This window comes from Kitasatospora sp. NPDC048296, from assembly GCF_043201815.1.
Taxonomy (GTDB): Bacteria; Actinomycetota; Actinomycetes; order Streptomycetales; family Streptomycetaceae; genus Kitasatospora.
In genome coordinates this window covers 54,468-65,244 of sequence record NZ_JBICZB010000006.1, presented here as the reverse complement: position 1 = coordinate 65,244, position 10,777 = coordinate 54,468, and the positions used below count along the sequence as shown (strand labels likewise).

General features: G+C 71.4%; 10 protein-coding genes. All 10 read right to left on the bottom strand.

The features are described from left to right. Positions 1 to 63 precede the first annotated feature (63 nt). The 10 genes from ACGF12_RS06745 to murD all read right to left on the bottom strand — a co-directional run bounded on the left by ACGF12_RS06745 (position 64) and on the right by murD (position 10,769). The gene (locus tag ACGF12_RS06745) at positions 64 to 1,404 is read right to left on the bottom strand and encodes a DivIVA domain-containing protein (protein WP_393026491.1); all 1,341 of its coding nucleotides are present in this window, start codon (positions 1,402 to 1,404) and stop codon (positions 64 to 66) included. A gap of 59 nt (positions 1,405 to 1,463) precedes the next feature. Next, positions 1,464 to 1,745, bottom strand: a complete 282-nt coding sequence (locus ACGF12_RS06740) for a YggT family protein (protein ID WP_030282903.1) — start codon at positions 1,743 to 1,745, stop codon at positions 1,464 to 1,466. Between the two features lie 98 nt (positions 1,746 to 1,843). Further along, entirely contained in the window at positions 1,844 to 2,464 is a 621-nt protein-coding gene (locus ACGF12_RS06735; protein ID WP_393026488.1) for a cell division protein SepF, read from the bottom strand. A gap of 304 nt (positions 2,465 to 2,768) precedes the next feature. Beyond that, complete coding sequence (locus tag ACGF12_RS06730) at positions 2,769 to 3,578, bottom strand: YggS family pyridoxal phosphate-dependent enzyme (protein WP_393026485.1); 810 nt, start codon at positions 3,576 to 3,578, stop codon at positions 2,769 to 2,771. Further along, entirely contained in the window at positions 3,578 to 4,309 is a 732-nt protein-coding gene (gene pgeF / locus ACGF12_RS06725; RefSeq protein WP_393026482.1) for a peptidoglycan editing factor PgeF, read from the bottom strand. Before pgeF ends, ACGF12_RS06730 begins: the two co-directional genes overlap by 1 nt. Next, a complete protein-coding gene (ftsZ, locus tag ACGF12_RS06720) occupies positions 4,306 to 5,526 on the bottom strand; it encodes a cell division protein FtsZ (RefSeq protein WP_393026479.1) in 1,221 nt (406 codons plus the stop codon). Before ftsZ ends, pgeF begins: the two co-directional genes overlap by 4 nt. 364 nt (positions 5,527 to 5,890) lie before the next feature. Then, complete coding sequence (locus ACGF12_RS06715; RefSeq protein WP_393026476.1) at positions 5,891 to 6,667, bottom strand: cell division protein FtsQ/DivIB; 777 nt, start codon at positions 6,665 to 6,667, stop codon at positions 5,891 to 5,893. After that, a complete protein-coding gene (gene murG, locus ACGF12_RS06710; protein WP_380609295.1) occupies positions 6,660 to 7,766 on the bottom strand; it encodes an undecaprenyldiphospho-muramoylpentapeptide beta-N-acetylglucosaminyltransferase in 1,107 nt (368 codons plus the stop codon). The genes ACGF12_RS06715 and murG overlap by 8 nt, the downstream gene beginning before the upstream one ends. A gap of 6 nt (positions 7,767 to 7,772) precedes the next feature. Beyond that, entirely contained in the window at positions 7,773 to 9,080 is a 1,308-nt protein-coding gene (ftsW, locus tag ACGF12_RS06705; protein ID WP_393026472.1) for a putative lipid II flippase FtsW, read from the bottom strand. Between the two features lie 249 nt (positions 9,081 to 9,329). Then, on the bottom strand, positions 9,330 to 10,769 hold the full coding sequence (gene murD / locus ACGF12_RS06700; RefSeq protein ID WP_393026469.1) for a UDP-N-acetylmuramoyl-L-alanine--D-glutamate ligase: 1,440 nt from the start codon (positions 10,767 to 10,769) through the stop codon (positions 9,330 to 9,332). Between the last annotated feature and the right edge of the window lie 8 nt (positions 10,770 to 10,777).

Here is a 10,777-nt window from a genome sequence, read left to right as displayed (position 1 = left end):
CGTCCCCTCCCCGACCCGAAGGTCAGAAAGGGGACGCCCTCAAAGAGCCCTGCTACGACAACCTCAGTTGTCGCCGTCCTCGTCGATCAGGAAGCCCCGCATCGGCGCCGGAGCCTGCTGCATCGGCTGCGGCGGCTGCGGCCGGACCGCCGCCATCGGCTGGGTCATCCCGGCCGGCTGCATCTGCGGAGCCCCGCTGTTGCCACCGGCGGGCTGCCCGCCGAAGCTCGGCGCCGGCGGGTTCCCGCCGAAGGAGCTCTGCCCACCGAACGACGGCGAGCTGCCACCGAAGGACGGCTGGTTCCCACCGAACGACGGTGCACCGGAGGTCATCGCACCGGCACCGGCCGGAGCCATCGACGAGGCCGCCGGCGGCAGCGACGCGGTGGCGGGGATCCGCGGCGGGGCGAGCGAGTCGTCGGCCTGCGACTCCAGCTGACGCAGCTGGGTCTCCAGGTACGACTTCAGACGCGTCCGGTACTCACGCTCGAACGCCCGCAGGTCCTCGACCTTGCGCTCCAGCGTGGCCCGCGCGGACTCCAGCGAGCCCATCGCGACGCGGTGCTTCTCCTGCGCGTCCCGCTCCAGGGCGTCGGCCTTGGCACGGGCGTCGCGCTCCAGGCCCTCGGCCCGGCTGCGCGCCTCGCCGACGATCTTGTTGGCCTCGGAGCGGGCCTCGGAGATCGCCTGGTCGGCGGTCTGCTGGGCGAGCGCCAGGACGCGGGCGGCACTGTCGCCGCCGGGGCCCTGCTGCTGCATCGGGCCGCCCATCGGGCCACCCATCTGCTGCGGCGGACCGCCCATCGGGCCGCCCATCGGCTGCATCTGCTGCTGGCCCATGCCCTGGCCCATCGGGTTGCCCATCTGCTGCGGGCCACCGGGACCGCCCATGGGCTGGAGCATCTGACCGCCCATCGGCTGGACCAGCTGCTGCTGGCCGCCCATGGTCTGGTTCATCTGCTGCTGCGGGCCGCCCATCTGCTGGGGGACACCCGGACCGGCCGGGAGCTGCGGGGCGCCGGAGGGCAGGCCGAGGGGCTGGTTGCCCATCTGCTGCTGGGGACCACCCGGGCCCATCTGCTGCGGACCACCGGGGCCCATCTGCTGCGGGCCGCCCGGACCCTGCTGGCCGGGGACCGGCGGGCCGGATATGGCGGCCGGGACGGGAGCGGCGGGACGCTGCGCGTCCTGCGGCGGCTCCTTCCGCATGTTGGCCTGGTTCTGCGCGGCGGCGCGAGTCGCGGCGGCCAGCTTGGCCCGCAGGTCCTCGTTCTCCCGGAGGAGGCGGGTCAGCTCCGCCTCGACCTCGTCGAGGAAGGCATCGACCTCGTCCTCGTCATAGCCTTCACGCAGGCGGACGGTCGTGAACTGCTTGTTCCGAACGTCCTCGGGGGTCAATGGCATCTCTTCACCTCAACGTGATCGTCGGCACACCGGCATCCTGTCGCATCGCTCACCTACGACTAGGGGTGCACAAGCGAGATCAGGACATACACAATGATCATCAGTACGAAGAAGGACAGGTCGAGCGCCACGCCCCCGAAACGCAACGGCGGAATGAACCGCCGAAGAAGCTTGAGCGGCGGATCCGTGACAGTGTACGTGGCCTCCAGGACCAGAACCATGGCCTTGCCGGGCCGCCACGAACGCGCGAACTGGAAGACCCAGTCCATGACCAGTCGCACGAGCAGGAACACCAGGAAGACGGTCAGGGCGTAGTAGAGCACCGCCCACACGATGTCCATCGCGTTTCCCTCTCCCCGGTCCAGGGCCCTAGGGCCTGCCGCTCGTCACCTGTCGCCAACCACTGTCGATCAGATCCACACGTAAAGTCGTGGCCGGGTCAGCTCTGGTTGAAGAACCCACCCTCGGCGATCCGAGCCTTGTCCTCCGCCGTGACATCGACGTTAGCAGGCGACAGCAGGAACACCTTCTGTGTCACGCGCTCGATACTGCCGTGCAGACCGAAGACGAGTCCAGCGGCGAAGTCTACGAGCCGCTTCGCGTCGGTGTCGTCCATCTCGGTCAGATTCATGATCACGGGGGTACCGCCACGGAACTGTTCCCCGATGGTACGGGCCTCGTTGTAGGTCCGAGGGTGCAGCGTGGTGATGCGGTAGGGCTCTCGTTCGTTCACTACCTTGGGCATGATCACCGGGGCGCTCTTCTCCAGATTGTGGCGGCGTTCGGGTGTGATGGACGACACGGGGGCCATCCTCGGGGTCTCCTGCCGGATCGGCACCGCCGCCGGGACCGGTTGCGGGGCGATCGAGGAGACCGAGGCGGGTGCTGCTGCGGGGGCGGCCGGTCGGGGAATGTCCTCGGTCCGCTCGGTCCGCTGCCCGGTACGGATCGGCTCGGGGTCCGCGTCGTAGTCGTCGTCGGGGTCGTACCCCTGGCCGTCGTACGTCTCGTCCTCCACGAGGCCGAGGTAGACCGCCATCTTGCGCATCGCGCCGGCCATGCTCCTGTCTCCTCCGCTCATGGCCACCTCGCTGACGCTCGGTGGCTGCTTCGCGAAACGCGCACCTTCCGATGGTCGCTCGCTTCGCTCGCTCCGTGCGGACCACCGGCTCCGACTCGACGGCCGGGCCACGGCCCCGCCTGCGGATACCGCAGTCCGCCCACGACGGCCCGTCAAGGCGACGCGCCGTCAGGGTTCGTGGGTAGGGGCCGCGGAGCTGCGATCCACGGTTCGCTAGCGCTCCGGAGAGCTGCTAGATTCTGTCCTATTTTGTCCTGCAGTCTGATCTACTTACCCGGTGACGTTACCCGAGGGGTGACCTCACTCCGAGTACCGCCGTTCCGACGCGCACATGTGTCGCCCCGGCGGCAATCGCCTGCTCAAGGTCGCCGCTCATCCCTGCGGAGACCATGGTGGCAGCCGGATGGGCCGCCCGTACGGCGGTTGCGATTTCCGCCAGCCGGTCGAAGGAGCGCACCGGGTCGCCGGCCAGTGGACCGGCCAGCGGAGCGACGGTCATCACACCGTCCAGTCGCAGCCCGGGCGTGTCGGCGATCGCGTCGGCGAGTTCCGCGACGTCCTCCGGGGCGACCCCGGCGCGGTGCGCGCCCTCACCGTGCTCCTTGTCCAGCGCCACCTGTACCAGGCAACCCAGCTCCGGGCGCTCGGACTTCAGCACCGCCGCCGAGAGCGACTCGACCAGCCGCAGCCGGTCCACCGAGTGCACGTGGTTCGCGTACCCGACGACCGAGCGGACCTTGTTGGTCTGCAGCTGTCCGACGAAGTGCCAGTCAAGAGGAAGGTTTCTGCACTGCTCCGCCTTGGGCGCGGCGTCCTGGTCGCGGTTCTCCGCGACGTCCGTCACCCCCAGTCCGGCCAGCAGCGCGGTGTCCTCGGCCGGGTACGTCTTGGTGACGACGATCAGGGTGACGTCCTCGCGCGGGCGCCCGGCGGCCGCACAGGCGTCCACGATCCGGCGCTCGACCACGTCGAGGTTGGTCCCCAGTTCCTCGAACCGGGCCCGCTGGCCGTCCGTCAGGGCCCCCAGCCAGCTCTTGTCCGGGAAGAAGGGGCCAGGACCCCCCGGGAACGGTCCGTAGATGTCGTTCGTCATCAGTGATCAGAGCCCAACCAGACATAGCTCGCGAGCCGGCCCGTACGCTGCTCGCGACGATAGGAGAAGTGATCGGCGGATTCGAGGGTGCAGACCGATGATCGCACCAGCTCGGTGACCCCCACCGCGGACAGCTGGGCCGCGACCCCCTCCGGCACGTCCAGGGCCGGGGTGCCCCACGAGGTCTCGGCGAAGGCCGCCGGGACCGCCTCGGCGACCTCGGCGCGCAGCCGGGCCGGCACCTCGTAGCAGCGGCCGCAGACCGCGGGGCCGGTCGCGGCGGTGATCCGCGTCGGCTCGGCCCCCAGTTCGACCATCGCCTTGACGACCGCGGGCACCACCCCGGCCGCCAGCCCGGGCCGGCCCGCGTGGGCCGCGCCCACCACGCCCGCCACCGGGTCGGCCAGCAGCACCGGGGTGCAGTCCGCGGTCAGCACCGCGAGCGCGAGCGGCCGGTCGGTGACCACCGCGTCCACCGCGGGAGCCTCCCCCGGCGGCTGGCGCTCCGTCACCACGGCGACCTCGGCGCCGTGCACCTGGTTCATCCACACCACGTCGGCCGGGTTCAACCCCAGCTCCCGGGCGGCGATCGCCCGGTTCTCCCGGACGGCCTCCGGGTCGTCCCCCACGGCACCGCCGAGGTTGAGCTCCCCGTACGGCGAAGTGCTCACCCCGCCCCACCTGTCGGTGAAGGCGAAGTGAGCACCCGCGTGTACCGCGTGATCGATCACTTAAGGAAGTCCGGGACGTCGAGCTCCTCGGCCGGGCTCTCCACGAACGGCTGCCGGACCGGCTGCACCTGCGGCGGCACCGGGGCGGTCGCGGTCGTGGTGGCCTGGGTCTCGGCCGGACGCGACGGGGCGGCCGGGGCCTCCCCCTCCGAACGGGACGTCACCGAGCCGATGCTCCCGTAGGACGGCCGGCCGGCCGGGCGCTCCGGGGTGGCCGGGGAGGCGGGGGTGGTGGACTTGACCACCGGGTCGCGGACGATCGCCGGCGGCTGGCCGCCGTCGAAGCCGGCCGCGATGACGGTGACCCGCACCTCGTCGCCGAGCGCGTCGTCGATGACCGCACCGAAGATGATGTTGGCCTCGGGGTGGGCGGCCTCGCTGACCAGCTGGGCCGACTCGTTGATCTCGAACAGGCCGAGGTCGGAGCCGCCCGAGATGGACAGCAGCACGCCGCGGGCGCCGTCGATCGAGGCCTCCAGCAGCGGCGAGGAGATCGCCATCACGGCGGCCGCCTTGGCGCGGTCCTCGCCGCGGGCCGAGCCGATGCCCATGAGCGCCGAACCGGCCTCCGACATGACGGACTTGACGTCCGCGAAGTCGAGGTTGATCAGACCCGGGGTGGTGATCAGGTCGGTGATGCCCTGGACACCCGAGAGCAGGACCTGGTCCGCGGAGCGGAACGCGTCGAGCACGCTGACCTGGCGGTCCGAGATGGACAGCAGTCGGTCGTTGGGGATCACGATGAGGGTGTCGACCTCTTCGCGCAGGGCGGCGATGCCGTCCTCGGCCTGGTTGGCCCGGCGACGCCCCTCGAAGGTGAAGGGGCGGGTGACCACGCCGATGGTCAGGGCGCCCAGTGAGCGGGCGATGTTGGCGACGACGGGCGCGCCGCCCGTGCCCGTGCCACCGCCCTCACCGGCGGTCACGAAGACCATGTCGGCCCCCTTGAGGACCTCCTCGATCTCCTCGCGGTGGTCCTCGGCGGCCTTGCGGCCGACCTCAGGGTTGGCGCCGGCGCCGAGGCCCCGGGTGAGTTCACGGCCCACATCGAGCTTGACGTCGGCGTCGCTCATGAGGAGGGCCTGCGCATCGGTGTTGATCGCGATGAACTCGACGCCCTTGAGACCGACCTCGATCATCCGGTTGATGGCGTTGACACCACCGCCGCCGATACCGACGACCTTGATGACTGCGAGGTAGTTCTGCGGTGCTGCCACGTCGAAGGCCTCTCGCCTCGAGATTCCGGGTCGGCCCGGCCCGGGCGAGGGGCCGTACCGACGGATGTCGATGGGTAGGGAGCCTGGTTTCTGACTGAATGTCCGAAATGCCGACCACCGACCCCAACCCTAAACTTGACCTTTAGGGTTAGTCCTGTGCCTCCGTCACATCTCCAAGGGACACAGTCTGGTGACACAGGACACTAGGTGGCCCCGGGCACGCGTTTCAACGAACACGCCGAGCTTCCCTTTTTCTTTTGAGCCTATGTGATCATCGGCCGGCAATGGAAACCGGGGTGACCACCAAGGGTCGGGCCGACACTTCGAGGCGTCAACCCCTCCCTCAGGCACAGAATCTAGCGGATCAGCCGGACACCGCCGGCGCCTCCGGCGCACTCACGTCGAAGTTGGCGCCCTTCTGGGCCATCAGCGCCTGCAGTACCCGGGCCTTGCGGTCGTTCTGCTCCGGGCTCCCCCAACGCACCGTCGCACCCCCGCTGAGCTGCAGTTCGATGTCGTCGTAGGAGTGTACGAGGACCGATCCGGCCCGCTTGGCGATCTCCGGCGGAAGGCCGGCGGCCACCGCCACCGCGCCCTGCACCAGCTGGGCGCGGGAGATCACCCCGGACACGTCCTTCGCCTGCTGACTGAGCCGCAGCTCCACCACCGGCACGCCGTCCGGCGGAGCCGCCTCGGTGGCGAAGCTCACGCCGGTGGCATCCACCTGGGTGAACTGGCCGTCCTCCCCCTTGACGGCGGCCGCGGCGGTCCGCTGCACCACCTTGACCTGCAGGGTGTGCGGCCAGCCCCGCCACACCTCGGCCTTGGCCACCCGGGGGATCGCCTCCACCCGGTGCCTGACCTCGTCCAGGTCCACCCGGGCCAGCGGGCCGCCGGCCAGCCCGCCGACCGCGTCGCGGACCTGGTCCGACGTCAGCTTCTCGTCCTTCGTGCCCTGGACGGCGACATCGCGCACGTCCAGCACCGGGGAGTAGAACACCAGCCAGGCCAGCCCGCCCAGCACCACGGCGACGAGCACGCTCAGCACCACGATGCCCCGCCGGGAGAGCCGGAGGCGGGGAGCGGACTCCTCCCCCTCCAGCTCCTCGTCCAGAGGGTCGGCGAGCCGACCGTCAGCCACGGCGCCGGCCGCCCCGGTGTGCCTGGATCGCCTCGTACACCATGCCGACCAGCAGGTCGTCGGCGTCCCGGCGGCCGAACTCGGCCGCGGCCCGGCTCATGTCCCACAGCCGCTGGGGGTCGGTGAGCACCGGCAGCACGTTCTGCAGCACCCAGTCCGCGGTCAGCTCGGCGTCGTCCACCAGCAGACCGCCGCCGGCCTTGACCATCGGCTGGGCGTTCAGCCGCTGCTCGCCGTTGCCGATCGGCAGCGGCACGAAGGCGGCGGGCAAGCCGACCGCGGCCAGCTCGGCCACCGTCATGGCGCCGGCCCGGCAGAGCATCAGGTCGGCGGCCGCGTAGGCGAGGTCCATCCGGTCGATGTACGGCACCGGGCGGTACGGCGGCATCCCGGGAACGTCCGCGACCTGCGGCAGCTCGTTCTTCGGGCCGACCGCGTGCAGGATCTGCACGCCGTACTGCTGGAGCCGCGGGGCGATCGCGGTGACCGTCTCGTTCAGCCGGCGCGCGCCCTGGGAGCCGCCGGAGACCAGCAGGGTGGGCAGCCGCTGGTCGAGGCCGAAGTACTGGCGGGCCTCCGGCCGGGTGGCGTTGCGGTCCAGGGTGGCGATGGTCCGGCGCAGCGGGATGCCGATGTACCGGGAGTCGCGCAGCTTGCTGTCCGGGGTGGAGACGGCGACGAAGTCGGTGTACCGGGCACCGATCTTGTTCGCCAGGCCCGGGCGGGCGTTGGCCTCGTGCACCACGATCGGCACGCCGGCCCGTTTGGCGGCCAGATAGGCGGGCATCGCGACGTAACCGCCGAAGCCGACCACGGCGTCGGCGTTGACCCGCTCGATGATCTCCTGGGCGGCCCGGACGGTGCCGCGCAGCCGGCCGGGGACGGTGATCAGCTCGGGGGTGGGCTTGCGGGGCAGCGGGACGGCCGGGATGAGCTCCAGCTGGTAGCCGCGCTCGGGCACCAGCCGGGTCTCCAGACCCTTCTCGGTGCCCAGGGCGGTGATCCCGATGGACGGGTCGTGCCTGCGGAGGGCGTCCGCGAGGGCCATGGCCGGCTCGATGTGACCGGCGGTCCCCCCGCCGGCGAGTACGACATGCACCGAAATTCACCGCTCCCTGCGTGCCGGCCCGGGGGCCGGGCGCGCTGTGGTTCGTCGTCGTGGCAGCACCCGGGCCAGTCGCTTCCTGATCCGGGAGTTCTTGCTCCGGGCGGCCAGGGCCGCCTTCGCGCCCGAGGAGCTGCGTGCCAGGCACAGCAGCACTCCGATCGCGGACATGGCCGACAGCATGGCGGAACCGCCGTAGGAGAACAGCGGGAGCGGGACGCCCGCGATGGGCAGCAGTCCCAGCGCCGACCCCAGGTTGATCATGGCCTGCGCCATGATCCAGGTGGTGGCGGCTCCCGCGGCGTACCTGACGAAGGTGTCCTTCGTACCGATGGCCACACGGATACCCGCGTAGCCTAGTGCCGCGAAGAGACCGATCACCGACAGCGTCCCCACCAGGCCCAGTTCCTCGCCGGTCGCGGCGAAGATGAAGTCGGTGTGCGCCTCGGGCAGCTGGCCCCACTTCTCCACGCCCGCGCCGAGGCCGGTGCCGAAGCCGCCGCCGAGCGCGAACGAGTACACGCCGTGCAGGGCCTGGAAGCAGGCGCCCTCCGGGTCGAGCTTGGTGACACCGATGCAGCCCAGGCGCTCGGCCCGGTGCGGAACGGTGATCACCAGGGCGGTGCAGACCACGACCGCCACCCCGAGGGTGGCCACGAACAGCCGCAGCGGCGCGCCGACCATCCAGAGCAGCGCGAACACCATGGCCACCAGGATCATCGAGGTGCCCATGTCGCCGCCGATCATGATCAGCGCGAGCAGCAGCAGAGCGCCCGGCACCAGCGGCACCAGCAGGTGCTTCCACGAGGTGAGGGTGCCGGCCTTCTGCTTGCGGGCGAGCAGGTCGGCGCCCCAGAGCACCAGCGCGAGCTTGGCGAACTCGGAGGGCTGGAACTGGAAGAACCCGAAGTCCAGCCAGTTCTGGTTGCCGTTGATCCGCACCCCGATGCCGGGCACGGCGACCAGCGCGAGCGCGCCGATCACCCCGAACATCACGGGATAGACGATCACCCGCAGCACCGCCACCGGGACGGAGGCGAAGCCGACCAGCAGGACCAGGCCGAGGATGGCCGCGATCAGCTGCTTGAGGAAGTAGTACTGCGCCGTGTGGTGCTGGTTCAGGGCCAGGATCTGCGAGGCCGAGAAGACCATCATCAGGCCCAGCACCACCAGCAGCAGCGTGGTGCCGACGACCAGCAGATACGGCGTGAGCGGCCGGTCCAGCCAGTACCGCACGCGGGCCCGGAAGGCCTGCAGGCGGCCCAGCGGACCGGCCGACTTGTACTTGGTCGTGGTGGCGGAGATCACTCGCCACGGCTCGGCGGCATCCTGCTTGGAAACGCCGGAATCCGCCCTGCCCTGCCCCGCCACCGCTCCCCGCTTCCTTTCATTGCGGCTCGTTCGCCTCCGGGCCGCTCAGACCCGACGCCGACGGTCGTCGCTCCGATGCCCCTCGTACCTCGGGGCCTCCTCGCTCCTCCCTTTCGGCGTCGGCGCGGCCCTTCGGCTCACTCACCGAGGTTCGACCGTCCCGGACAGCCGGCGCGGCCCTTCGGCTCACTCGCCGAGGTTCGCCAGCTCCCGGACGGCCGCCGCGAACAGGTCGCCGCGCTCGCCGTAGTTGGTGAACATGTCCATCGAGGCGCAGGCCGGGGCCAGCAGCACCGTGTCACCCGATCGGGCGAGCGACGCGGCCGTGCGAACCACCTCGGTCATCGCCACCGCGCCAGTCTGGCCCTCGGCCGCCTCGATCACCGGCACATCCGGAGCGTGTCGCTCCAGCGCCTCGCGGATCAGCGCCCGGTCCTGGCCGATCAGCACGACCGCGCGCAGCCGCTCGGCCGCGCCCTGGACCAGGTCGTCGAAGGTCGCGCCCTTGGCCAGGCCGCCGGCGATCCAGACGATCGGCCGGTAGGCGGCCAGCGAGGCGGCCGCGGCGTGGGTGTTGGTGGCCTTGGAGTCGTCGATGTACGTGACCTCGCGGACCACGCCGACCTCGGCGATCCGGTGGGCGTCCGGGCGGAAGGCCCGCAGGCCCTCCCGGACGGCCTTCGGCTCGACCCCGTAGGCCCGGGCCAGCGCCGCCGCGGCGAGCGCGTTGGCGATGTTGTGCGGGGCCGGCGGGTTGACGTCCTCGACGGAGCCCAGCTCGGCCGCGTTCTTGGTCCGGTCCTCGACGAAGGCGCGGTCCACCAGCAGGCCGTCCACCACGCCGAAGTTCGACGGGCTCGGCGCGCCGAGCCCGAAGCCGATCGCCCGGCAGCCCTCCTCGACGTCGGCCTCACGAACCAGCGCCTCGGTGGCCGGGTCGGCCAGGTTGTACACGCAGGCGACCACGTTGCCCTCGTAGATCCGGCCCTTGTCGGCGGCGTACGCCTCCATCGAGCCGTGCCAGTCGAGGTGGTCGGGTGCCAGGTTGAGCACCGCCGCCGAGTACGGGCGCAGCGAGGGCGCCCAGTGCAGCTGGTAGCTGGAGAGCTCGACGGCGAGCACGTCGTACGGCTCCTCGGCGAGCACCGCGTCCAGCACCGAGACCCCGACGTTGCCGACGGCGGCGGTGCGCTTGCCGGCCGCCGTGAGGATCGAGGCGAGCATCTGGACGGTGGTGGTCTTGCCGTTGGTGCCGGTGACGGCCAGCCAGGGGGCGGGCTCGCCGGTGCCCGGCAGCGGCTTGCGCAGCCGCCAGGCCAGCTCGACGTCGCCCCAGACCGGGACGCCGGCCGCCTCGGCGGCGGCGAACAGCGGGCTGTCGGGCGCCCAGCCGGGCGAGGTGACAACCAGCCGGGTGCCCTCGGGCAGGCTCGCGCCGTCGCCCAGGCGCACCGTGACGCCCAGCGCCTCCAGCTCGGCGGCGCGGGCCTTGAGGCCCTCGCCGCTGCCGCCGTCCACCACGGTGACGCTCGCGCCGAGCCCGAACAGGGCGCGCGCGGCGCTGATGCCCGAGACGCCGAGGCCGGCGACCACCACGGGCAGGTCATTGAACTGTGAATTGATCATCTGGGGAT

Coding starts and splice junctions, on each gene's coding strand:
- ACGF12_RS06745 (WP_393026491.1), bottom strand. CDS start 1,404: ATGCCATTGACCCCCGAGGACGTTCGGAACAAGCAGTTCACGACCGTC.
- ACGF12_RS06740 (WP_030282903.1), bottom strand. CDS start 1,745: ATGGACATCGTGTGGGCGGTGCTCTACTACGCCCTGACCGTCTTCCTG.
- ACGF12_RS06735 (WP_393026488.1), bottom strand. CDS start 2,464: ATGGCCGGCGCGATGCGCAAGATGGCGGTCTACCTCGGCCTCGTGGAG.
- ACGF12_RS06730 (WP_393026485.1), bottom strand. CDS start 3,578: ATGACGAACGACATCTACGGACCGTTCCCGGGGGGTCCTGGCCCCTTC.
- murD (WP_393026469.1), bottom strand. CDS start 10,769: ATGATCAATTCACAGTTCAATGACCTGCCCGTGGTGGTCGCCGGCCTC.